A 23,771-nucleotide genomic window follows, 5' to 3' on the forward strand; every position below is an offset into this window, starting at 1 on the left:
GGTTCATGGAGACCATTCGCTGGGGAATCGTTGGGGCCGGTCGAATGGCGGGGACCTTTGCCGGAGACTTCGCCTTCGTCCCGGGAGCCGAGCTGAGCGCCGTCGCGGCTCGAGACCTCGGGCGGGCCGAGGAGTTCGCACGACGCCACCGGGTGCCGCAGGCGTTCGGGGACTACCGGAGCCTGCTGGAATCGGATGTGGACGTGGTCTACATCGCCAACACCCATCCACAGCACCACGGCGTCGCCCTGGCGGCCATCGCGGCGGGCAAGGCGATCCTGGTGGAGAAGGCCTTCACGGCGTCGCTGGCCGGGACCCGGGAGGTCGTCCGGGCGGCCCAGACGGCGGGGGTGTTCGCGATGGAGGCGATGTGGACACGTTTCCTGCCGGCCTTCGCGGCGGCCCGCGAGGTGGTGGCCTGGGGCCGGATCGGCGAGGTGTTGGGGGTCAGCGGTGACCTGTGCGCCCATCGACCCTACGACCCCACGGATCGGCTCTGGGATCCGGACCTGGGCGGTGGCGCACTCCTCGACCTCGGGGTGTACGTGGTCTCGGCGGCGCAGGCCTTCCTCGGTGAGTCACGGCAGGTGATGTGCGTCGGCCGGTTCGCCCCGAACGGGGTGGAGTCGGCGGCGGCGATCACCATCGGTTACGCCAGTGGTGCGACGGCGTCGCTCAGCTGCGGTTTCGACGTCCATGGGGCCGGGCGGTTGACGGTGCACGGCACCAAGGGCTGGGTGGAGATCCACCCGCGGTTCCATCACCCGACCACCATCTCGGTCCACCGCTCCGGTGTGCTGCCCCGCATCATCGAGGCGAAGGCCGTCGGTCGGGGCTACGCCCACGAGATCATGGAGGTGGGCGACTGCCTGCGGGCCGGCCACCAGCAGTCCCAGGTGATGCCGCTGGCGGACACCGTCGAGGTGATGAAGGTGCTGGACGAATGCCTGGCCCAGCTCGGTCGGCCTCGGCAGGAGGCCGCGCCGGAGAGCTGAGCCCGGCAGGCCCTCAGATTCGCCCCGCGACCCCACGGCGGCAGGCGGACATGCGTCCTGTCCCGGTCGTGGGGCTGGTGCCCCGGAGCAGGAGTCGCGTGCGAGGCGCGCCAAGGACGTCGGCAGGTGACGGCAGGCCGCCGACGTCCTGGCGTTCTTCACCTGCGATTCGCGCCCGACCCGGGCGAAGGGGCCTGCCTACGAGCACCGTCCCGCCTTCCCCGTTTCGCCTGTCCTGGGGTGGAATTGCCTGCCCAAAATCGAATTGCCTGTCCAATAAGACAGGCAATTCGAAACAAGACAGGCACACCGTGTCCAAGGCAGGCGAACCGCGTCACCCGGCTGGGCGATCGGGCCCGATCAGGGTCGAACTCAGCACGACCTCCCGGGGGTGGGCAGCAGCGGCAAGCCGTGCGACTCGCCGCCGGTCCGGGAGACCGACCGCAGCCGCGGGTAACGGGCCCGGATGGTGGTCTCGATCCGCTGGTGGAGGGTCTGCCCGGAGGCGGGGCAGCCGTCGCAGGCTCCCCCGAAGTCCAGCACCACCGACTCCGCGTCGTGGTCGACGACCCGGATCCTCCCGCCGTGACTGGCGATGTAGCCGGCCAGCTCCCCCTCGACGACGTCGCGGGCGATGAGACCCAGCAGATCGGCCGAGCCGGGCTCGATCTCCCAGCCGTCCAGGTCGAGGGCCGCGGTGATCGCATCCCGGATGCGGGGTCCGTGCTCCAGCCACGTCTGGTCCGGCGCGAGCCAGGTCCACACCCCGTCGGCCTCGAGGAGCATCCGGGAGATCACCCCGTACTCCAGCAGCGGTCCGAGCGTGCCCGGCGCCCGACGGACCTCCCCGACGGCCAGGTCCCCGGTCCTGACCACCCATCGGGCCGCCAACGGCTCCCCGGGGACCAGCTGCGCGTGGATGGGCCGCGGCGCGGTCATGACAGGCCTCCGACGACGAGCTTCGCGATGAAGGCCATGCCCCAGGCCAGCACCCCCATGTAGGCGAAGGCGATCACCGACCACCGCCACGTCCCCGTCTCGCGTCGCATGATCCCGAGCGTCGAGGCGCACTGCAGCGCGTAGACGAAGAAGACCAGCAGCGCAGCGATGGTACCGGGGGTGAACACCGGCTCCCCGGCGTGCGGCCCCTCGGAGTGGGTGAACTCCTCCAGCGCGGCCCCCGGGTCCTCCGGGTCCTCGGCAGCGGCCAGCTGACCCATCGTCGAGACCACGACCTCCCGGGCCGCCAGCGACGACAGCACACCGACGTTGACCCGCCAGTCGAAACCGAGCGGTTCGAAGACCGGACCGACGAACCGGCCGACGGCGGCGCCGTAGGAGTTGTCGAGGGTGTGGGCGGTGACGGCAGCCTCGTCGCCGACGTCCACCCCGGCCGCGGCCATGGACTCCTCGGAGTGCATCGGGAAGCTGAGCAGTGCCCACAGCACGATGGTGGTGACCATGATGATGCCACCGACCTTCCTCAGGAACGCCTTGCACGCATCCCACACCGCCAGCAGCACGGTGCGCAGGCTCGGCAGCCGGTAGGAGGGCATCTCCATGTAGAACGGCAGCTGCTGGCCGCCCCGGCCGACGATGCGCTTGAACACCCAGGCCGCGAGCATCGCGGAGACCGCCCCCAGCAGGTAGAGCCCGAACATGATGGCCCCCTGCGCGCCGAACGGTCCCCATTTGAGGTCCTCGGGCACGAGCATCCCGATGAGCAGCACGTAGACCGGCAGCCGCGCGGAGCAGGTCATGAGCGGGGCCCCCATCATGGTGGCGATGCGGTCCTTCGCCGACGGCAGGGTGCGGGTGGCCATGATGCCGGGGATCGCGCAGGCCATCGACGACAGGAGTGCGACGAAGGCGCGTCCCTCGAGGCCAGCCATGCCCATCACCCGGTCCATGAGGAAGGCGGCCCGGGCGAGATAGCCGGAGCCCTCCAGCAGGGAGATCATGAGGAACAGCAGCGTGATCTGGGGCAGGAACACCACCACCCCGCCGACGCCGGCGAAGATGCCGTCGGCCACCAGGGAGGCCAACCAGTCGATGCCGATGAGCCCCCTGGCCTGTTCACCCAGCCACAGCATCGCGCTCTCGAAGGCGTCCTGGATGGGGGCGGCGATGGTGAAGATCATCTGGAAGAACACGAACATCGTCGCGAAGAAGATGAGGGTTCCCCACACGGGGTGCAGCAGGATGCCGTCGATCCGCCGGGTCCGCTCGTCGGTGCCGGGGGCGCGGTGCTTCGCGGCCTCCAGCACCGACGTGGTCCAGGCGCTGATCCCCTCGGGGTCGGTGGGGGGCGCGACGATGGGCGCCGGCCAGGCGTCCACCTCACCCAGTGCCCGGGAGAGCACCTCGACGCCTCGTCGTTCACCTCCGGAGACGGGGACCACCCTCACCCCGACGGCGCGGGACAGGGCGTCGACGTCGATGGAGCCACCGCGTCGGGCCAGTTCGTCGGTGAAGGTGAGCACCACGAGGGTGGGGCGGGCGATCTGCTGCACCTGGGCCAGCAGCCCGAGTCCTCGGCGGAGCTGGGTGGCGTCGATGAGGACGACGTGTCCGGCGATGGGCTGGTCGACCGCGGTGCCGTCGGCCAGGGTCTGTGCCACGACCTCCTCGTCGGGGCTGATCGCGTCCAACGAGTAGGTGCCGGGCAGGTCCTCGATCATGACGTCGACGTCACCCAGCCTGTGGCGACCCTCGAAGCGGGCGACGGTCACGCCCGGGTAGTTGCCGGTCTTGGCGCGCAGCCCGGTGAGGGCGTTGAACAGGGTGGTCTTGCCGCTGTTGGGGCTGCCGATGAGCACGAACCGACGCAGCGTCGCGTCGAGGACGGTGGTGGTGGAGTCGTCGTGGCAGGTCATCGTGTCACCTGGATCCGTGAGGCCTCGGTGCGGCGCAGCACGATCTCCGTGCCGCCGACCTTGAACATGAGGGGGTCGCCGAGGGGGGCTCGACGTTCCAGCTCGCAGGTCAGTCCCGGTGCGAAGCCGAGGTCGAAGAGGCGACGACTGACGACATCGTCACCGATGAAGCCGACGATGGTGGCGCTGCTTCCCGTCTCCAACTCGGCCAGGGTGCCGTGAGGTTCGGTTGTCTGGCTCATGCCAGAAAGTTAGCACCGGCTGGCCTTGCCTCCCGGGGTGGGGTCCCCTAAGTCCTACGGGTCGTCGTGGTCCCCGCGTGCCGGTTGCGCAGGCACCGGCGGGGTGCGGTCCGCTGCCACGGGCCCACACCGGAACCTTCCCCACTGGTCGAGCCGGGGTCCCGAGGCGTCGGCGCGAGAACCCGCCTCGAGGCCCGTGACCGTGCGCAGGGGTGTGGGGTCAGACCCCCAGGCACCCGAGTCCCGGCACCGGGTGCCAGAGGTCTCGACACGGCTCCTCCGCACACTCCGGGCCTGCTCGACCAGCGGGTTGCGGTCAGGAGATGCGACCCAGCACGACCGGGCCAGGGGTGACCGGGGTGTCGGAGTACTCCACGGCGCCCTCGAGCGCCGCGATCCCGCGTTCGAGACGCTCCGGGGTGGCGGTGTGGAGGGTGAACAGGGGAGCCCCCGTGGTGACGTGGTCCCCGGGCCTGGCGTGCATCTCCACGCCGGCGACGGCCTGGACCGCGTCCTCCTTGCGGGCGCGACCGGCCCCCAGCCGCCACGCGGCCACCCCGACGGCCATCGCGTCGAGCCGGGCGACGTGACCGTCACGCTCGGCCACCACCACGTGCTGGTGCTCCGCGACCGGCAGCGGCGCATCCGGGTCGCCTCCCTGGGCGGCGATCATGCGTCGCCACACATCCATGGCGCGCCCGTCGGCCAGTGCCGGTGCCGGGTCCACGTCGGGCTTCCCTGCGGCGGCCAGCATCTCGCGGGCCAGGGTCACGGTCAGCTCCACCACATCCGCTGGTCCACCACCGGCCAGCACCTCCACGGCCTCCCGGACCTCCAGCGCGTTGCCCGCGGTCAGCCCCAGCGGGGTGTCCATGTCGGTGAGCAGGGCGACGGTGTGCACCCCGGCCCCGGTCCCGAGGTCCACCATGGTGCGGGCCAGTTCCTCGGCGCGCTCGCGGGTCTTCATGAAGGCGCCGGAGCCGACCTTCACGTCGAGCACCAGCGCCCCGGTGCCCTCGGCGATCTTCTTGCTCATGATCGACGACGCGATGAGCGGGATCGCCTCGACGGTGCCGGTGGTGTCACGCAGCGCGTACAGCTTCTTGTCGGCGGGGGCCAGCCCGGACCCGGCGGCGCAGATCACCGCGCCGACGGCGTCGAGTTGGGCCAGCATCTCCTCGTTGCTGAGTGCGGCCCGCCAGCCGGGGATCGACTCCAGCTTGTCGAGGGTGCCGCCGGTGTGCCCCAGTCCGCGCCCGGACAGCTGTGGCACCGCGACGTCGAACACCGCGACGAGCGGTGCCAGCGGCAGGGTGATCTTGTCGCCGACCCCACCGGTGGAGTGCTTGTCGGCGGTGGGGTGACGCAGCGAGGAGAAGTCCATCCGCTCACCGGAGGCGATCATCGCGGCGGTCCAGCGGGCGATCTCGTCGCGGTCCATCCCGTTGAGGAGGATCGCCATCGCCAGGGCCGACATCTGCTCGTCGGCGACGACGCCGTCGGTGTAGGCCTGGATCACCCAGTCGATCTGGTCGTTGCTGAGCCGTCCGCCGTCGCGCTTGGTCGTGATCACCTCGATGACATCCATGCGCAGCAGTCTTTCACATCCCTCCCGCCCCTTCCCTGTCCCGATTTCCTCCGGTTCCCTCCCGTCCCCTCCCTCCCGTCGCCTCCCGTTGCCTCCCGGAGGTTTGCCTGCCTTGTTCCCGCTTCGCCTGCCCTGGACACGGTTTGCCTGTCTTGTTTCGAATTGCCTGTCTTATTGGACAGGCAATTCGATTTTGGACAGGCAATTCCACCTCAAGACAGGCAAACCCGGGAGGTCTGGCGGGGACCCGCTGGGACCCGCTGGGATCCATGGGGTCCCAGGGACCCACCGCGGGTCGGGCCACGTCGGGACGGAGGGGGCACCGGTGCACCAGTCCGCCTTGATTAGGATCATCCCGTGACGAATGAGATCCCGACGGCGGCCCGTCGCGCCCGCTGGGGTGTGGTCGGGTTGTTCTGGCTGAACGGTGTGGCGTGGTCGTCGATCCTGCCGCGCTATCCGGAGATCAAGGTCTCCCTGGGGTTGAGCGACCAGTGGTGGGGCGTGGTGGTCGCCGTCGGACCGCTGAGTGGGCTGCTGGCCGGGATGTTCACCGCGTCGCTGATCCGCCGGTTCTCCTCCGCCAACGTCGCCATCGCCGCCCAGGTGGTGGGGATCGCGATGCTGATGCTGCTCGGCAACGCCCCGGCAGCGTGGGTGTTCGCCACGGCGATCTTCTTCATGGCGGCCCTCGACTCGCTCACCGACATCGCGATGAACGCGCACGGCCTCAGGGTGCAGAAGCTCTACGCCAGGCCGATCCTCAACGGCTTCCACGGCTGGTGGTCGGTGGGGGCGGTGTGCGGTGGCCTGATCGGCTCGTCCGCGAAGCAGCTCGGGATCCCCATCTGGGTGCAGTGCCTCATCGCGACGGTGGTGTTCGCGGCGATGTCCCTCGGCACGAAGCTGCTGTTGCTGCCGGGACTGGACCACGACGTCGAGGCGCACGCGGCCTCGCGGCAGGAGCGTCGTCGCATCCGTCCCGCGCTGTGGCTCAGACTCATCGCGCTGGGACTGCTCGGCGCCAGCGCCGGGCTGCTGGAGGACACCGGCGGCACCTGGGGGGCGATCTACCTGGAGCGGCAGTTCGACGTGATCCCGTTCCTGACCGGGATGGCCTTCGTCGCCCTGCAGGGGATGCAGCTGGTCGGACGGTTCACCGGCGACGCCCTGGTGGCCAGGATCGGGGCCATCCCCGCGACGGTGCAGGGCGCGGTCCTCGCGGGGCTCGGGATGGGGGTCGCCCTGATCTGGCCGACCCCTGCCAGCACCATCCTCGGGTTCGCCTGCATCGGGTGGGGCATGGCCACCATCATTCCCTCGTCGATGCACGCCGCCGACGAACTTCCCGGGATGGGCCACGGGGACGGTCTCATGGTGGTCACGTCGATGATGCGGCTGGGTTTCCTCACCGGACCGCCCCTGATCGGCATGCTCTCCGAGGCGACGGAGCTGAGACTGGCCCTGTGGACGATCCCGGTCTTCGCAGCGGTCATCCTGCTGCTCAGCCCGTCGCTGCGGCCGGTCAGCCGGTGACGCCCACGCCCCTGCCGCCGCCCCCACAGCCCGTCGGCATGCGACGTCCCGACGCTCCTTCCCTACGGCTCCTGCTCGCGACGGCGGGAGGGGATCAACCTCCCGACGCGGACCCCCGGGTGGGCGCGACGAGCATCTCCTGCGGCTTCAACCCCACCGAGGTGACGACCTCCTCCCGCTGCCCACCGGAGTGGGTGAGCGTGCCGTCGCCGCCGAGCGTCAGCTGGGTGGCGTGATGGCTCAGGGCCTCCTCGACGCGGGGCAGCAGGTGCTCCAGCTCGAACCACTCCACACCCTCACCAGGGGCGTGCACGACGGCGGCGAAACCGATGCCCAGCTGCTCGGCCGCCTCACGACCGGCATGGTGGAGCCGCACGTGGTCGGGGTGCCCGTAGCCCCCGTCGTCGTCGTAGCTGATGACCAGCTCCGCCTGGATGTGCCGCAGCCACGCCACCAGGTCCGCCACGACCTCCCCGAGATCGCTCTCGCACAGCGAGTCCGGTTCCGCATCCGCGGCCGGCCCCGCCAGTCCGGGGTGGATCCACTCCATCCCGGAGTCGCGGTAACGACGCCCCGACCCCACCGGGGCATCTCCCAGGAACGCATGCCCGACGAACCCGAGGCTGGCGACGGCCCCGGCCAGCTCGAGGCGTCGTCGCTGCTCCAGCTCCGGGGTCCCGGCCAGCTCCGCCAACGGCCCCGGCACCACCTCCCCGCGCTCCCCCCGGGTGGCGGTCAGCAACCACACCTCGTGCCCGGCGGCCACCAGGTGCACGGTCAGTGCCCCCGACCACAGGGACTCGTCGTCCGGGTGGGCGTGGACGAATGCGATCCTCACAGCAACCTCCGATACTGCTCCAGGGTCCGGGTGGCCGAGACCCGCCACGTCATGTCCAGGGCCCGTTGCCTGCCGACCCGCCCCAGTTCGGCGCGACGTCCCGGGTCGGCCAGCAGCCGGGTCAGCGCCGTACCCCACGCCCACGGGTCGTGGGTGGGGATGAGCAGCCCGGTGTGGGTGTTGCAGATCGCCTCGGTGAGGCCACCGGCAGCGGCCGCCAGCACCGGTACCCCGGAGGCGGAGGCCTCGAGCGCGATCAGCCCGAACGTCTCCGAGTGCGACGGCACCAGCATCACCGATGCGTGCCGGATGATGCGCGCCAGCGACTCGCGGTCCTGCCCCGGCATGAAGTGCACCCGGTCCTCCAGCCGCAGTTCCTCGACCAAGCACCGCAGTTCACGCTCGTAGTGGCTGAAGTCCGCCGATCCCTGACCGACGATGAGCAGGTCCGGGCGCTCGTCACGGGGTACGACGGCGAGTGCCCGGATCGCGACGTCCGGTCCCTTGAGCGGCTGCAGCCGGGCCGCGAACACGACATATCCGGGGCGCACCCCGTCGGGACTCCAGGTGCTGGTCGCGGGGTGGAACAGGTCCACGTCGACGCCGGGACGCACGATCCGCACCCGTTCCGGCTCGGCGCTGCAGCGCCCGATGACGACCGCCGCCTCGTGGTGGGAGACGCACAGCACCAGGTCGGACTCCTCCGCGCACACCACCTCTCCGGTGACCCGGGCGGGCGATTCGGGGGGTTCGCCGTCGCGCAGGGGTGAGTTGGGGTGCGCGGCGACGGAGTGGAAGGTCATCACGTGGGGCACCCCCCACGTCCTCGCGACGGGCAGGGCCGCCACCCCGGACATCCAGTGGTGGGAGTGGACGATGTCGTAGGGGGTGAGCCGGGCCAGACCGTCACGGAACTCGTCGATGTGCTGGTCGATCCGGCTCTTCGGCAGGGGGGCAGGCGGGCCGGCCGGCAGGCGCCTGAGGGTGACCCCGGGCGCGACTTCCTCGAGGGCGGGCTGGTCCGTCCCGGAGTACCGGGTGATGAACTCGACCTGCACCCCGAGCTCCCCCAGGGACCGGGCCAGGGCCATGATGAGCACGTTCATGCCCCCGGCGTCGGCGGTCCCGGCGCGCTCCAGGGGGGAGGTGTGCAGGGTGACGAACGCCACCCGCAGTGGAGTCTGACTCATGGCGGGCTCCTTCCTGCCGTCCGTGCATCGATGGTAGCCACCGTCTCCCCCGCACCGTCGCGTCTGCCTCATCGTCCGGGTACGAATCCCGGGTGAAGAACGCTGGCCCGCCGCCCACCGACGCGCGGGGTCCTCGTCCGGGATTCGTGCCCCGGGGAGCGGCGATCCCGTGGAATGAGTCCACACTTCCCACAGCACATAGGTTTGCCTTACCATTGCTGTTCCCTCTGCCCTGTCTCAAGAACGGAGCCCCTGTGCTTTCCAGAAGGACCTTCGGCGCGTTGCTCGCCATGGCCGCCACGGCCGGTGTCACCGCCTGTTCCAACACCTCCCCCACCACCACGAGTGGCTCGGCCTCCGCGACGGGGAACTCCTCCAACGCCGCGGCCAGCGGCAGTGCCTCCTTCCCGATCACCATCAGGCACGCGTTCGGTGAGACCACCATCGAGAAGCAGCCGGAGCGCATCGCGACCGTCGCGTGGGCCAACCACGAGGTCCCGCTGGCGCTCGGCATCGTCCCCGTCGGCATGTCCAAGGCCACCTGGGGTGATGACGACGGCGACGGCATGATGCCCTGGGTCAAGGCCAGGCTCGACGAGCTGGGTGGCGAGCCCCCCGTCCTGTTCGACGAGACCGATGCCATCGACTTCGAGGCCGTCGCGAACACCGGTCCCGACGTGATCCTGGCCTCCTACTCCGGCATCACCCAGGAGGACTACGACACCCTGAGCAAGATCGCGCCGGTCATCGCCTTCCCGAAGGTCGCGTGGGGCACCACCATGAACGAGATGATCCAGCTCAACTCCGAGGCCATCGGCCTGAAGGAGCAGGGCGAGACCCTGATCACCGAACTCGCGGACCAGGTCAAGGACGTCGCCGAGAAGCATCCCGAGCTGAAGGGCAAGAAGGCCGCCTGGGCCGCCTTCAGCGCCGACGACCTGTCCAAGATCACCATCTACACCGGTCACGACCCGCGTGCCACCTTCCTGGTCGAGGCCGGGCTGGCGATGCCCGCCGTCGTGGAGGAGCAGACCACGAAGTCGGAGTCCTTCTTCGCGGAGCTGTCCTCGGAGCAGCCGGAGCTGTTCGACGACGTCGACTTCTTCCTCATCTACGGCACCGAGGACAACGCCCCGCTGGTCGCCGCGATGCAGGCGGACCCGCTGGTCGGCCGGATCAAGGCCGTCGCGGAGAACCGGCTGGTCTTCCTCGGCAACGGCCCGCTCGGCGCGGCGGCCAACCCGTCGCCGCTGGCCATCCCGGCGATGCTGGATGAGTACTTCACGAAGATGGCCGAAGGCGTCAAGTGACCTCAGCCACCACCTCGTCGAGGCGTGAGGTGCTTCACGCCTCGACGGGGCGCAGGGTCGGATGGCTGGCCATCACCCTCGCTGTCATGGCCGTGCTGGTCGTGACCTCCGTGATGTCCGGGGTGCGGATCATCGCCTTCAGCGACGCCGTCGACGCGCTGCGCGGTCTCGTCGAGACCACCGATCAGGCGGCGGCCGCCACCCGTGTCCCCCGCACCCTGCTGGGTCTGCTGGCCGGGGCCTCGCTGGCGGTCGCGGGGGGCACCATGCAGGCCGTCACCCGCAACCCGTTGGCCGATCCGGGCATCTTCGGCGTGCTGTCGGGTGCCTCACTGGCGGTGGCCATCGGGATGGCGTTGTTCAACCTCAACCACCCCCACGCGACGCTGCTCGTCGCCGTCGTCGGCTCCGCGACCGCCGCCCTGTTCGTCTACGCCGTCGGGTCGCTGGGGCGCGGCGGGGCGACCCCGCTGAAGCTGGCCCTGGCCGGTGCCGCGACCTCCGCCGCTGCCTCCTCCCTGGTCAGCGCGGTGATGCTGCCGAGACTCCAGGTGATGGACTCGTTCCGGTTCTGGCAGATCGGTGGCCTGGGCGGTGGCACCTGGGACCGGTTGGCGCTGGTGACCCCGTTCCTGCTGCTCGGCCTGCTCATCTGCTTCGCCACCGCGCGTGGGCTGAACTCCCTGGCGCTGGGCGACGACGTCGCGACCGGGCTGGGTGAGAACGTGATGCGCACCCGCCTCGTCGCCTCCCTGGGCGCGGTGATCCTGTGCGGCATCGCGACGGCGGCCTGCGGGCCGATCGGTTTCGTCGGCCTGGTCGTCCCGCACATCGTGCGGTTGCTGGTCGGCCCCGACCACCGGTGGCTGCTGCCCTTCTCGGCCCTGGTCGGGGCGTGCCTGCTGGTCGCCGCCGACACCCTCGGTCGGGTCGTGGTCCGGCCCGAGGCGGTCGAGGTGGGGATCATCACCCCGCTCATCGGTGCCCCGTTCTTCATCCTCATCGTGCGACGCCAGAAGGTGCGTGAGCTGTGACCGCAACCCTCACCCCCACCGATCTCCGCGCCTCACGCCGTCGCCGGAACCGCTCCCACCTGAGGGTGGTGGTGATCCTGGGCTGCTTGGTGGCCGCACTGTGGGTGGCCTCCCTGATGATCGGCGACATCTTCTACACCCCGGATCAGGTGTGGCGGGTGATCCGTGGCGAGACCGTGCCGGGGGCCAGCTTCACCGTCGGGCAGCTGCGGTTGCCACGCGCCACCCTCGGGCTGCTGGCCGGTCTGGCCTACGGGGCCGCCGGGGCGACGTTCCAGACCCTGCTGCGCAACCAGCTGGCCTCCCCCGACATCATCGGGATCTCCGCCGGGGCCAGTGCCGCCGGGGTGTTCGGGATCGTGCTGCTCGGCTGGTCCCAGACCCTGGTCTCCGGGTTCTCACTCGTCGCTGCCCTCGGCACCGCCCTGACGATCTACGCCCTCAGCTTCAGGGGTGGTTTCGCCGGGACCCGGCTGATCCTCATCGGGATCGGGATCTCCGCGATGCTCGGCTCCGTGGTCAGCTGGGTGCTGTCGAAGGCCAACCAGTGGGACCTCGCCACCGCCACCCGCTGGCTGACGGGCTCCCTGCGCGGTGCGACGTGGGCGCAGGTGCTGCCCCTGGCCGTCATCTGTGGCGTCGTGCTGCCGGTGATGTGGCTGTCGTCGTCGCGGCTGGCGGCGATGCGTTTCGGCGACGACACGGCCTCAGGGCTCGGGGTGCGGGTGCGTTCGGTCAGGCTGTGGACGATCATCGGGGCGGTGATGCTGGTCGCCGTCGCGACGGCCTCCTGCGGGCCGGTCGCGTTCGTCGCGTTCATGGCGGGTCCCATCGCGATCCGGCTCAGCCCGTCCGCACCGTCGCAGGTCGTCCCCGCCTCCCTGGTGGGGGCGGTGATCGTGCTGCTGTCCGACCTGGTGGGTCAGTACCTGCTGGGGACCCGTTACCCCGTCGGTGTCATCACCGGTGCGCTCGGCGCCCCGTTCCTCGTCCACCTGCTCGTGCGTGCCAACAGTGCACACCGTTCCTGAGAGGCTGCCATGACCACGCAACGTTCCCTGTCCGCCGCCGGCCTGGCCCTGGGCTACGGCGACCGGCTCGTCGTCGAACACCTCGATCTCGACGTGGCACCGGGGAGGATCACCTCGATCGTCGGTGCGAACGGCTGTGGGAAGTCGACGCTGCTGCGGGCGATGGCGCGGCTGCTGCCGCCGCGTGCGGGACAGGTGATCCTCGACGGCAAGGCCCTGCACACGCAGCCGACGAAGGAGGTGGCGAAGGTGCTGGGGCTGCTGCCGCAGTCGCCGACGGCACCGGAGGGGATCGTCGTCGCGGACCTGGTGGGGCGGGGCAGGCATCCGCACCAGGGGATGCTCGGCCGGTGGAGTCCCCGCGACTACGAGGTGGTGGCCGAGGCCCTGGCCGCGACGCACGTCACCGAGCTGGCGGAGCGGCCCGTCGACGAGTTGTCGGGTGGGCAGCGGCAGCGGGTGTGGATCGCGATGGCGTTGGCGCAGGAGACCGACATCCTGCTGCTGGACGAGCCCACCACCTATCTCGACGTCGCGAACCAGTTGGAGATCCTGGACCTGGTGACGGACCTCAACCAGCGCAAGGGCACCACCGTCGTGATGGTGCTGCACGACCTGGGGTTGGCGGCGCGGTACTCAGACCATCTGGTCGCGATGCTGGGTGGGCAGGTCGTGGCCTCCGGTGAGCCGTCGGAGGTCGTGACGGTGGAGACCGTGCGTGAGGTGTTCGGGATCGAGTCGGTGGTGATGCCGGATCCGGTCTCGGGTGCCCCGCTGGTGATGCCGATCGGTCGGCACCACGTCACGATGGGTGAGGTGGCGTGAGCCGATTCGTCCCGGTGGTCGCGACGGTGACGCAGGTCGAGCGGCTGTCCCCCGGTTTCGTGCGGATCACCTTTGCCACACCGCCCGGGTTCGGTGGCTCGGGGCCGGTGTGGGATCAACGGATCAAGGTTCTGGTGCCCGGGACCGCCGGGGTGTTCCGCCATGACGGCCCTGACTGGTACGAGGTCTGGTCGGCGTTGCCGGAGGCCGAGCGGGGTGCGATGCGCACCTATTCCATCCGGTCCCTGGCGCAGACAGCACAGTGTGCCACCGTGGTCGTCGATTTCGTGCTGCACCTGGCACACGGTGCCACTGGTCCGGCGTCGGCCTGGGCTGCCTCGGCCGCTGTCGGGGACCAGGTGACGCTGGTCGGGCCGTCGGGTGGGGGCGAGCGGGTCGGGGTGGAGTTCGCCCCGGGTGGCGCGGAGCGGCTGGTGCTGGCCGGTGACGAGACGGCGGCCCCGGCGATGGCGCGCATCCTGGAGGACCTGCCGCGCGACGCCTGCGGGGTGGCGCTCATCGAGGTGCCGACGGCGGCCGATCGGGTCCCCATCGACGCGCCGTCGGGGTTCGAGGTGACGTGGCTGCCACGTGAGGGGGCCGATCACGGTGCGCTGCTGGCCCCGCGGGTGCTGTCCCTGGCCCCGGGGGATGGTGGTGTGGGCGGGGTCGTCGCGGGTGAGGACCCGGAGGAGATCTGGGAGACACCCACCTATTCGGGGCTCGGTGAGGAGCTGCCCGGTGCGGTGGCGTCGTCGGGCACGTACTGGTGGATCGCGGGCGAGGCGGGGGTGGTCGCGGGGCTGCGCCGCACCCTGGTCCGCGACCACGGCATCGAGCGTTGCCGGATCGCGTTCATGGGCTACTGGAAGCGCGGCCGGGCACAGGGCTGACCGCCGCCGGTCGCGCCCGCCGTCAGCTGCCCTCATCGGTGAGTCGACCGGTCTCCACTGCAACGTGCCCGGGGAATCAACGCTCCATCCAGCGCACATCATCGAGCACGAATCACAGGTGAAGGACGACTGCGCGTCGCATGTCGACGGCGGTGAACGGGTTTTCTTCCGCGATTCCTGCCCGTCTCCGCCGCCGGGCGAGTCCCCTGTCCGCTGGTCGAGCCCCGGAGCGTGAGGCGGAAGGCCCTAAGCTTGGGCCATGACTGGGACGCATCCGAACCTCATGGCCTCCGACGTGGTCGTCCACCTGCCTGCCGACCCCGCCGCTGCCCTCATCACGCAGGGTGACCTGCTGGAGGCGGCCGCCTCGTACCCGTCGTCGTCGCTGTGCTGGGCGCTGCTCGCCGAGCGGAGTCTGGCCGAGGACACCCTCAGCAGCACCCTCGCCGCCTACGCCTACGCCCGCACCGGCTACCACCGCGGCCTCGACCAGCTGCGTCGCAACGGCTGGAAGGGTTCGGGACACGTGCCGTGGGAGCACGAACCGAACCGCGGTTTCCTGCGGAGCCTGTGGGCGCTGAGCGTCGCGGCGGGCCGGATCGGCGAGACCGACGAGCAGCAGCGCTGCGCCCAGTTCCTCCGCGACTCCTCCGAGACGGCCTGGCAGGAACTCGCCGGGGCATGACCGGTTCGCCTGCCTTGAGTCGGAAACGCCTGCCTTGTTTCAAATCGCCTGTCTAGTTGGACAGGCGAGCCGCTGTTAAGGCAGGCGAGCCACATCCAACACAGGCGAACCCGAGACAAGACAGGCGAGCCGAAAGGGGCCTCACGGGGCTGAGCCAATTGTTCGCGCCGCCCTTTCCACTACTGCTCACACGGGGTCCGCGGCCTGCGGAGGGCTCGACCAATGGAGGAAAAGGAGCGGGCTCAGGCGGTCCGACCTCCGCTGGCCCGCTCGTGGGCCGGGTCCCCGACGACCCGCTCAACCCTGTTCGAGTACCCCCAGGCAGCGACGTAGCGCGGCCTGTTTCGCCTCGTCCTCCCGGATCGACGGGGCGAGCCGCCGGTCGTCGTCCAGCAGTGAGCGCATCCGGGTCCTCAGCTGCTCCATGGCCTCCGGTTCCTGGTCCCTGAGCAGCCCGCACAGCGCCACGGCGTGGTCCGGCCCCTTGTGGTTGGTGAGCAGGTCGCGGATCACCATGGTGGCGGTGTCCTCCGGCGACAGCGGCCACTGCCCGCCCAGCCGGAGCATCACGGCCCCGCACTCGGCCCGGTCGTACTGCGCCTCGGCCACCACCGTCGCCAACCGTTCCACCAGCCCTGCCCGGGCGGTGTCATCGACGCGGTCACTCCATTCCGACGCCACCCGGGCGGCGTCACCGACGAGGTGGTTCTCCGGCGTGACGAGCCCGACGACGCGGTCCCAGCCCTCGGCGACGGACATGGCCCCCGCCTCGACGAGCCCCTTCAGCGCCGCCACCTGCTCCTGCTCGTGGTCACTGTCCGTGAGGATGCCCTGCCACCAGGCGACGAGTCGCGGATGGTCACGCTCCGGGAACTGCTCATCGACGTCCTCGTGGTGCCTGCCCTCGGTGGCGGCCAGGGCGGCGAGCCAGTCGTCGAGAAGCCCGGTGTGCCGGGCGAGGGCGATGAGGTCGCGGGTGTCCTCGGCCTCGTCGCGGATGCGTTGCAGATCCGCCTGGGAGTCGGCCCAGTGCGGGTTGAGCGGGTCCCGCCGTGTCGCGGCGGCCCGCAGCGGTTCCTGCAGCTCGGCAGGCCAGGTCGCCGCCCACCGCGCCATGCTCCACCACGTGAACTCCTCGCCCTGAGGGTCGAGGACCTCCAGCGCCTCACCGATCAACGTCGCGAGTTCCCGCCCCGGAACCACACCGGCCTCCGCCAGGGCGGTCCCCAACGGCGAGTGCACATCGGTGTCCTCCGACGCGTACAGCTCGGTGTCCTCTGCCTCGTCCCGATGCTCCAGCGCCCAGCGGATCGCGGTTTCCGCATGCCGCTCCCACCGGGGATCACCGGCCTTGGCGAGGACGAGGGCGGCGCTGGGGTGCGGCTGGCTGAGGAGGATCTCGCCGTCGAACCGCGGCGCGGCGAGGTCGATCGCGTCGAGCACCTCAGGGGTGCGGGGCAACCTCAGCAGCAGGTCGAAGTCGTACTCACCCACCTCCTCACCGCTGGTGAGGAACTCGGCCAACCGGGACACGACGGCCGGGGTGATGGAGCGGGAACGCTCAGCCGCATCGAGCAGCCCGTGGGCGACCCATTCTCTCATGAAGCAGTCGATGCCCCATCAAGGAAGTGCTTTAGACGCACAAATAGCCCACATGAATAACGCCCTTACACTCATCATCAATAAAAACACGACACATCTCATGGCCCCCAGGGGATGTAGCCGTCAAGGCTCCTGACCAAGGTCGGCTCCGTCAGATCATTCCCATCATCCGATGGCAGGATTTTCCAGTCTCCCTCGACCCAGACAAGATGGACAGCCCAGGCCAGTTTGTAGCCCTTCGAGCTCTGGCTCACCGTCTCCACCAGGGCCGAGCTCCCGTCATAGGTCAAGATACGAAACGCGACGGTCTGAAAACTCTCCGGCTCCCGTGGAGTCTCAGTCGAGGGCTGCTTCAACTTCTCCAACCCTGCATCTCGCCCAGGACCCGGAGCAACCCCAGTCCTGACGAACTTCTCATCCAACGCATCAGAAAGCTGCTGAGGAATCGCCCTGTAGTTTGCGAGGGCAAGGACCGCTCCGGTGGGGGTGCGGGCATAGCAGTGGCGGTAGCCGTCGTCATCGATGACGGCGGGACCGTGCCCATCCACCGCTGGCACCCAAGTGGTGCCGAAGCGTGTCCAGGTCGAGTTTGGGGCTTCGGTGAGGGTTCCGGTCATCTCCACGGCGGTGAGGCCGCACCAACTGGCCCCACTATCAGCAGCGCTTTCTGAAGCTGCTGGGGTGGCGGCCTCGGATGTGGGTGCGGCGTCAGTGGCTGGGGTGGACGCTGCAGGCGTGCTTGCGGCAGGCTCGGTACGCGCTCCGAGGTTGGAGACGATCACGAAGATGGCCAGGACGACGATGGCGGCGACGACCACCATCGAAGGGATCATCCACTTCGAGGGTTTGGACATCTGTTCGCTCATCATTTTCCTTCCTCACTCAAGTCAGGGTCATCGTCACCAGCAGTCGGTTCAGAGGACTCACTCATCGGCATCAATGATGAGCCGGTTGCACGCAACTTCCTTCGCTTCATCATCATGACTCCCGTACCAAGCAGGCCCAGGACGCCAACCACAGTGAGCACTAGAACCCAGATCGGCACGCCCGAGTCGACTCGCAGAGGAACACGGAGTCCAACGAGTGCGTACGTCTCATCATAACCCTCAAGAACCAAGTGGTGTTGGCCAGCCGAGAGTTCTGGAAGGGTGACAGTCGCCTCGATGGTTCCATCCTCATCGACTTGCGGCGAGGCGAGCAACTGTGACTCTGATTCGACCGTGATACGCACATTGGTCCCCGGCATGAGACCGGTGAGGCGGACGGTCACCTCACCAGTGGTTGTCACAGGAACAACGGTCTCGCTGACCACCAGCTCGCCCGATTCCTTGGGCGGGAACAGAATGGGATCAAGAATCACACTGTTGACGATCACAGGTTGCTGAACCATACGAATCAGCCGATCCGTCAGGGATTCAGGCTCTTCCTTCGGGAGCTCGACATCTGGATTCACGGGGACCCTCTGAGACCATGTGATCAATCGGTTTGCCCATGCTCGATGCCCTTCCTTGTTGGGATGGAACATCTCCTGTTTGGCCTTCGTCATGAAGTCGCTTAGACCGCGCCACCCTGCATCAGTAACGGTAAGACGGACGAAATATGAGTCTGCTTCACAGATGCTGTGGCCAACAGCAAAGTCGCGCACCGAATCTGCATAGAATACTGGGTAACCAGCATCGGCCGCCTCTTTCACGCTGCGTTCAATCTTAGCATTCAAAGCACCTAGAATTAGCTCACTCGCCGCGATTTCATCCCTAGAGAAACCAATCTTCGACGAATCCACCCAGTCCATGGAAGATAATTTTTCCCACGAAACCAGCTGCTCCAGCTCAGCAAGTTCTCCCTCCCACCATTGCGCCCCGTTACACTTCCCTCGACTCTTGTCCCACAAGGGATTTGGGTAGGGTGAGACGATAATCGGAGCATACACGCCACCTCGCGCAGACACCATCTCCGGAGAATTAATCATCTTGGAAATTTCTTGGTATGTCTTGGCGTAACCTGGAAGAGATTGTATTCGACGAGAGTACTCCTTGAATTCTGCCCCATTGTTGGCGCAGTCCGCCAAGAAGCACTGAAGCACTATGTCAGCAAACCCGATATCATTTCCACCAATAGTCAACAATACCATGTCAGGAACACCTTCACCAGCAAGGAGACCTATCTGATTCGGCTGCTTTTCATGGCGTATGAAACCAGTCATCTCATAACGCGTGGCCCCGGAACAGGCCAAGATTGTCGTGTCGTCATCAAGAGCCTTGCCGTAGGCATTCTTCGAACGGTGACACACCATCCCTTCCTCCTCGGGCAGGTAATCACCAGCTCCTTCTCCAGAACTGTAGGAGTCGCCAAGAACCACAGGGCTTCCCGTACGTTCAGCGAGCACTGCTCCTCCATCAGATCGCTTCAAGGGATCGTTGGTCAACTTCACTGTGCCCTTCTCCGAGACTGCTCCCAAGCGGCGGGAGCCAGCCAACACGGCCCAGTCCACGGAGCCGGTGAGTCCGCTTCGAGTTCCCACCGTCCACAGCTTGGTGACGGTCTTCCCAGGCGGTATCGCTTCCAAGCGCTTGTGAGGTGCGGGCACGAAGGGAACAAGCGTTGAATCACTCATGGACAACAACAGGCTTGCATCAGACACGGATTCACTGCCAGGGTTGTGGATGCTGACCCGGAAGTGGATCAGTTCTCCGGCTTGCACAATTTCTGGAGCAGCAACTGTCAGCTTGAGTTTTGCAGGTTGAAGCGCTTCCAACTCCTTGGCCAGCTCACCGGCCTCCTTGGCGTCGGCATAGGTCCCACCGGTCACATTTGCGATGCACTGGAGTTCACCCTGCCCACCCTCTTCGATGTCGAAGGCAACCGCAGCCACGGTCAGATCGAATCCAGAATTGACCACTTCCTGCGCCACCTCGCACGGTGGAGGCCCACAGTTGGCCTTGCCATCGGACACCAAGACGATGGTAGCCTTGTCATACCCTTGATCCTTGAGCGAATCAGCAACATTCTTCAACGCAGGACCTGTCGGGGTGTCACCATTCGCAGTGAGCAGTTGAATCTGGGCCGTCACATCCGTCACATCCGGATGTTCTTGTGGCGAAAGATTCTCCACCCAGCCACCAGGCATGCAGCCATCCTCTGAAGCACCTCCAGGATAGGTCCACAGACCAACTGGAAGACCTTTGCGCCCTTGCACAAGGTCAGCCATGGCTCGTTTTGCCGTTTCAAGCTTGACAGTTCCCGAGGAGTCCTGTTCAGCCATCGAACCCGAGACATCGAAGACAATCACCAGCGGCTGTTCATCAGCAAACGCCACCTTCTGTGGAGCGAGAACAGTCATGGCAAGGAGCGCCAGCAAGAAGAGAGTCAACGCCTTGGTCTTCATCGCCGCTTCTCCAAGGTCTCGATCTCCTCAGGGATACCCTTGACCAGCATGTCCCCAAGCATTGCTGAACTTTGCTTTTCTGAGATCACTGCGATCTCCAGCCTCAGAACATCTTTGACAGACACTGACACCTCAACAGGATTGGCATAGGTTGCCGTTGCATTGACCAGCTCTTTCCCATCTCCAGTGATGATCACCTGGACAGCAGCATCAACCTTTCCCCTGTCATCCACACCGATAACACCGGTCAGCTGATGCACCTTCCTGTCCAGCAACCACACGCCAGTTGACGGATTTTGACTGGTACCCGAACGACATTCAGTGGAGTTCGGGTACCCCCGACCATTGATCCTGCCGTCCCTGCCCGAGCAGCCACCATCCGCCATCTTCAACTGCGCCAAGTAAACAGCGGCACCAGGCTGTGCAACCACAAGATTGACCACCGCCGGAAGGACTTCACCAGCCGACACACTGGCCTCGAGGACCGTGCCTGTGCGTGCCGCCAGATCGAACCGCTGCTCCACAACAGCCTCCACGCCCAATGTCTTGAGTCGATCCACTGCTTCAAGCTCGCTCATCCCGACCAGATCCGGCATCGTCGCCTGTTTGCTGACTTGGAGCTGGATTCGTGCAGCAACCTGCTCACCCGACACCGGATCCTGAGAGATGACCAAGCCAGCCTGGCCACCCCACTCAACCTCCAACACATCAATCAGGTCAACGTCCGCCCCGCCGTCGACAATGACCTGTTTCGCATCCGGCAACGGTAACCCTCGCAGGTCAGGCATCGCGAACCCATCCGACTGCTCCAATGCCGGAATCTCGATCACACTGGGCCCAGCAGTGGTCCGTCCTGCCTGAACACGGTCATGTACACCCCATCCCAGAATGACCCCCAAAGCGAGGCAGGAAACCGTCCAGAGAGCGAAAGCTGCGAGCGAGATCTTCCGAAGGGCAGTTCTCGTCTTCGCTTTCTTCCCAACACCTCCGCTTCTGTTGACTGACCAGAATTTTCTTTTTCGTTCCTTCGTTGCCGAACCTGACACGCTGGTTGATTGCTCAACAATCTGAGTCGTGTCACTACCTTGCACATCGGCCACAGATGCGTGCTGCTGAGAGTCTTCTTTGCCCGGCCGAACTGGAAGTATCGGGCCATCTGATCTGGCTTGTTGCGCTCCGCGACCCTTAGCATCCGGCGACGAACCTGCTGGTTGATCAGACATCATCATCCTCCGCCCTCGTGAAACAACCGCCGACAACTGCGCCGACCTTGATGGCTTCACACTATCGGAACATACTGGCTCAGACCACATGGCCTCCACTCATTCCCACGAGCATGAACGTTGCCCCAGTCCATGGACTGGCCGTCACCGATGCTCGACCCCCGCCGCCCGTCTCGGCTCAGGCTCCTCGTCTGCGGGCCCTGCGGGCTCGTTCCTTGGGCAGGAGTTTCACCATGTCCTTCTGCCGCGTCATCAGTTCGGCGATCTGGGTCTCGTAGAGGTCCAGGAAGGTGCCCTCGAGCACCCGTACCTGGCCGTCGATGACCTCGACCACCTCGTCCAGCACCTCGCCCGCCCTGATCCGCAGGCCCCAGAGACGGTCGGCATCGCCGTCGACCTTGAGCAGCGGCAGCACATCCGTGACGCCCCAGTCCAGCAGCCACTCCCAGGCCCGCGAGATGGTGGCCCAGTCCGGCAGGGTCTCGTGCTCGATCCCCAGCAGCACCAGTCCCCGCCAGAAGGTCCAGGCCGGGGCGATGTCGAACTCCTTGCTGTACGGCCAGACCTCCTCCCTGGCCTCGATGAACAGCCCGTTGGTGCGCTGGCAGAACCTCACCAGCCATTCGGGCAGCTGCGCCCCGACGAGACCCGCCACGGCCTGGACCGCCTCGTCACTGGCCGGTTCCGCACAGATGGGTTCGAAGGCGTTCTCATCGACGGGATCCAGGATCTTCCAGAGTCGGTCGTGGAACTCCTCGAACTGCATGGGTCCTCCTCGTCGTCTCGGACCTTCAGCCTAGCGATCTTCAGGGGTGAAGATGTCCTCGATCCTGAGCTCGAAGGCCGACGCGATCTGGAAGGCCAGTGGCAACGACGGGTCGAAACGTCCTTTCTCGATGGAGATCACCGTCTGCCGGCTCACGCCCAGCAGATCCGCGAACCGCTGCTGCGACAGCCCCTGCGCCTGCCGCAGCTCGGCCACCCGGTTCCTCACGACCGCGCCTTCTGGAAGAGGTAGGCCACACCGAAGCTGCCACCCAGGACCACCAGCACCCCTACCAAGACCTGGGAGATCACCACATGCCCGGCCCAGGTGGCCACGAGGGAAGCGGCCCCGACAACCACGAGGGTCACATGGAACGCGACGGTCGCAGCCCGCCCGTACCAGTGGTTCTCGATGGAGACCTCAGGGCGCTTCACCGCTCCCTTCACCGTCGAACGATCGACGACGAGCACCGCCACCAGAGCAACGACGAGCGGGGCCAAGAACATCCCGTAGATGAGCCCTGCGACCCACTTCAGCGGGCCGTCGGGGTTGTTCACCACCACATGCCCGACCCCGTACGCCATGCCCAGGACCACCCCCACCGGGATGGCGATGCGCATCGTCGGGACTCCTCCGAAGCGGGAACGTCCCCACCGGTACTGCTTCTGCTCGTTCGACATCTCAGGCCTCCTCACCGTCGGAATGTACAGGAGACTTTACAGTCAAGCTCCCTTGACAGTCAAGCGAGCTTGACACAAGGTTCTCGTGCCCGACGACCCGGCAGCCGAGATCCTGCTCCACCCGCCACTTCTCCGCTGGTCGAGCCGGACCGCGAGCGGTAGCGAGTCGTCCGTGTCGAGACCCCCGTAGAACTCCCTGCCAACCCTCACCCGGTCTCGACACGGCTCCCTCCACTGCGTTCCAGGAACCGGCTCGACCAGCGGAAATGTCAGTGCTCAACGCCAAACTGGGAGAAGAACACCAAGGAGGCTCCATGATCGAAGCGTTGAACGGACTACTGAAGACTCTCCGGGACTGGCGGCACGACGGAAGCCAGGCCTATGAACTGATCTGCTGCGCCGCCGCCGTTCTGACACTCATCTCATTCGCGACTCAGCAACCGCCGAGCAGGGTTCTGGCCGCAGGAGTGCATCTGCTCGGCGCAGACACCGTGGCGACTTGGCTGACCTCACACATCCCCCTCCTCAACGCAGGACCGTTTCCCGAGGCAAGCGCCGCGGTGGTACTCGTCATCGCAGTTCTTCTCCTGATGATGATCACCAAGCCATTCTTCGACGCCGCCCTGGACAACGTCTCAGTGGATCTCCAGATCAGGGGGTTGGTGTATTCACGCGCCGCAGGTACTTTCTGGATCCTCCTCATGATCGCAGCCCAGCTGGCTCCGCTGAACTGGGACACACTCACGCTGATACCGCGGACGCCCCTGTTGTCCACCTTTGCCACGATGATCGTTGTGGCGGGGGGCACCTTCCTCTGGGTGGCACACGTCAAGAAGTCACCCACCGTTGGCGAAGGCTGTCCCCGAATCGTCACCAGCGGGAAAGCCCTGCTGATGACTTTCGCAGCACTGTTGGCAGCTCTTGTCGCCCCATTCATCGATGTGACTCACTGGGCTTCCACTACGGAGTCTGCGATCCTGCGTGAAACGAAACGTGATCTGGCTGCCTACAGATACAGGAAGCCCTCAGGGGCCGTGCCCTTGGAACGCGTCCCTGAGTGACAGCCATCCCA

At 67.1% G+C, this 23,771-nt stretch carries 22 protein-coding genes; 9 read left to right on the plus strand and 13 right to left on the minus strand.

Going from position 1 to position 23,771, the window contains the following annotated elements:
* The first annotated feature begins 5 nt into the window (after window positions 1–5).
* Window positions 6–995 carry a Gfo/Idh/MocA family protein gene (locus tag EII34_RS10185; RefSeq protein WP_124845053.1) on the plus strand — a complete coding sequence of 330 codons (990 nt, stop codon included), beginning with the start codon at window positions 6–8 and terminating at the stop codon, window positions 993–995.
* A gap of 372 nt (window positions 996–1,367) precedes the next feature.
* Here EII34_RS10185 and EII34_RS10190 read toward each other — a convergent pair whose 3' ends face one another.
* From EII34_RS10190 to EII34_RS10205, 4 genes are all read right to left on the minus strand, one after another.
* Complete coding sequence (locus EII34_RS10190) at window positions 1,368–1,934, minus strand: NifU family protein (RefSeq protein WP_124845054.1); 567 nt, start codon at window positions 1,932–1,934, stop codon at window positions 1,368–1,370.
* A complete protein-coding gene (feoB, locus tag EII34_RS10195; RefSeq protein WP_221620274.1) occupies window positions 1,931–3,808 on the minus strand; it encodes a ferrous iron transporter B in 1,878 nt (625 codons plus the stop codon). The genes EII34_RS10190 and feoB overlap by 4 nt, the downstream gene beginning before the upstream one ends.
* 59 nt (window positions 3,809–3,867) lie before the next feature.
* Window positions 3,868–4,113 carry a FeoA family protein gene (locus EII34_RS10200; protein WP_124845056.1) on the minus strand — a complete coding sequence of 82 codons (246 nt, stop codon included), beginning with the start codon at window positions 4,111–4,113 and terminating at the stop codon, window positions 3,868–3,870.
* A 316-nt stretch (window positions 4,114–4,429) separates the two neighbouring features.
* Window positions 4,430–5,701 carry a thymidine phosphorylase gene (locus EII34_RS10205; RefSeq protein ID WP_124845057.1) on the minus strand — a complete coding sequence of 424 codons (1,272 nt, stop codon included), beginning with the start codon at window positions 5,699–5,701 and terminating at the stop codon, window positions 4,430–4,432.
* Window positions 5,702–6,058: 357 nt separating this feature from the next.
* Here EII34_RS10205 and EII34_RS10210 point away from each other — a divergent pair, with 357 nt between their 5' ends.
* The gene (locus EII34_RS10210; RefSeq protein WP_124845058.1) at window positions 6,059–7,237 is read left to right on the plus strand and encodes an MFS transporter; all 1,179 of its coding nucleotides are present in this window, start codon (window positions 6,059–6,061) and stop codon (window positions 7,235–7,237) included.
* 94 nt (window positions 7,238–7,331) lie between these two features.
* On the opposite strand, the gene EII34_RS10215 is transcribed toward EII34_RS10210, so the two are convergent.
* Window positions 7,332–8,075 (minus strand): PIG-L family deacetylase, encoded by a 744-nt coding sequence (locus EII34_RS10215; protein WP_185711287.1) that lies wholly within the window; start codon window positions 8,073–8,075, stop codon window positions 7,332–7,334.
* Window positions 8,072–9,265 carry a glycosyltransferase gene (locus EII34_RS10220; RefSeq protein ID WP_185711288.1) on the minus strand — a complete coding sequence of 398 codons (1,194 nt, stop codon included), beginning with the start codon at window positions 9,263–9,265 and terminating at the stop codon, window positions 8,072–8,074. The genes EII34_RS10215 and EII34_RS10220 overlap by 4 nt, the downstream gene beginning before the upstream one ends.
* Window positions 9,266–9,519: 254 nt before the next feature.
* On the opposite strand from EII34_RS10220, the gene EII34_RS10225 reads away from it, so the two are divergent.
* From EII34_RS10225 to EII34_RS10250, 6 genes are all read left to right on the plus strand, one after another.
* Window positions 9,520–10,575, plus strand: coding sequence for an iron-siderophore ABC transporter substrate-binding protein (locus EII34_RS10225; protein ID WP_221620270.1), 1,056 nt, complete (start codon window positions 9,520–9,522; stop codon window positions 10,573–10,575).
* The gene (locus tag EII34_RS10230; protein WP_260425120.1) at window positions 10,572–11,609 is read left to right on the plus strand and encodes a FecCD family ABC transporter permease; all 1,038 of its coding nucleotides are present in this window, start codon (window positions 10,572–10,574) and stop codon (window positions 11,607–11,609) included. Before EII34_RS10225 ends, EII34_RS10230 begins: the two co-directional genes overlap by 4 nt.
* Window positions 11,606–12,640 (plus strand): FecCD family ABC transporter permease, encoded by a 1,035-nt coding sequence (locus tag EII34_RS10235; protein ID WP_124845061.1) that lies wholly within the window; start codon window positions 11,606–11,608, stop codon window positions 12,638–12,640. The genes EII34_RS10230 and EII34_RS10235 overlap by 4 nt, the downstream gene beginning before the upstream one ends.
* A gap of 9 nt (window positions 12,641–12,649) precedes the next feature.
* Window positions 12,650–13,465 carry an ABC transporter ATP-binding protein gene (locus EII34_RS10240; protein WP_124845062.1) on the plus strand — a complete coding sequence of 272 codons (816 nt, stop codon included), beginning with the start codon at window positions 12,650–12,652 and terminating at the stop codon, window positions 13,463–13,465.
* Window positions 13,462–14,358, plus strand: coding sequence for a siderophore-interacting protein (locus tag EII34_RS10245; protein WP_124845063.1), 897 nt, complete (start codon window positions 13,462–13,464; stop codon window positions 14,356–14,358). Before EII34_RS10240 ends, EII34_RS10245 begins: the two co-directional genes overlap by 4 nt.
* A 259-nt stretch (window positions 14,359–14,617) precedes the next feature.
* Entirely contained in the window at window positions 14,618–15,043 is a 426-nt protein-coding gene (locus tag EII34_RS10250; RefSeq protein WP_124845064.1) for a DUF3151 domain-containing protein, read from the plus strand.
* A 297-nt stretch (window positions 15,044–15,340) separates the two neighbouring features.
* Here the strand turns inward: EII34_RS10250 and EII34_RS10255 are convergent, their stop codons facing one another.
* The 7 genes from EII34_RS10255 to EII34_RS10285 all read right to left on the minus strand — a co-directional run bounded on the left by EII34_RS10255 (window position 15,341) and on the right by EII34_RS10285 (window position 22,699).
* Window positions 15,341–16,645, minus strand: a complete 1,305-nt coding sequence (locus tag EII34_RS10255; protein ID WP_124845065.1) for a hypothetical protein — start codon at window positions 16,643–16,645, stop codon at window positions 15,341–15,343.
* A gap of 98 nt (window positions 16,646–16,743) precedes the next feature.
* On the minus strand, window positions 16,744–17,511 hold the full coding sequence (locus EII34_RS10260; RefSeq protein WP_124845066.1) for a hypothetical protein: 768 nt from the start codon (window positions 17,509–17,511) through the stop codon (window positions 16,744–16,746).
* A complete protein-coding gene (locus EII34_RS10265; RefSeq protein ID WP_124845067.1) occupies window positions 17,511–20,030 on the minus strand; it encodes a GDSL-type esterase/lipase family protein in 2,520 nt (839 codons plus the stop codon). Before EII34_RS10265 ends, EII34_RS10260 begins: the two co-directional genes overlap by 1 nt.
* Entirely contained in the window at window positions 20,027–20,860 is an 834-nt protein-coding gene (locus tag EII34_RS15985) for a PASTA domain-containing protein (protein ID WP_185711289.1), read from the minus strand. Before EII34_RS15985 ends, EII34_RS10265 begins: the two co-directional genes overlap by 4 nt.
* Window positions 20,861–21,431: 571 nt before the next feature.
* A complete protein-coding gene (locus EII34_RS10275) occupies window positions 21,432–22,019 on the minus strand; it encodes an SMI1/KNR4 family protein (RefSeq protein ID WP_124845069.1) in 588 nt (195 codons plus the stop codon).
* A 30-nt stretch (window positions 22,020–22,049) separates the two neighbouring features.
* Window positions 22,050–22,247: a helix-turn-helix transcriptional regulator gene (locus tag EII34_RS10280; RefSeq protein WP_124845070.1), complete on the minus strand. Its 198-nt coding sequence runs from the start codon at window positions 22,245–22,247 to the stop codon at window positions 22,050–22,052.
* Window positions 22,244–22,699 (minus strand): hypothetical protein, encoded by a 456-nt coding sequence (locus EII34_RS10285; RefSeq protein ID WP_124845071.1) that lies wholly within the window; start codon window positions 22,697–22,699, stop codon window positions 22,244–22,246. Before EII34_RS10285 ends, EII34_RS10280 begins: the two co-directional genes overlap by 4 nt.
* A gap of 314 nt (window positions 22,700–23,013) precedes the next feature.
* Here EII34_RS10285 and EII34_RS10290 point away from each other — a divergent pair, with 314 nt between their 5' ends.
* Window positions 23,014–23,760 (plus strand): hypothetical protein, encoded by a 747-nt coding sequence (locus EII34_RS10290; RefSeq protein ID WP_124845072.1) that lies wholly within the window; start codon window positions 23,014–23,016, stop codon window positions 23,758–23,760.
* The last annotated feature ends 11 nt before the right edge of the window (window positions 23,761–23,771 follow it).

The organism is Arachnia propionica, assembly GCF_003859805.1.
Lineage (GTDB): Bacteria > Actinomycetota > Actinomycetes > Propionibacteriales > Propionibacteriaceae > Arachnia > Arachnia propionica_C.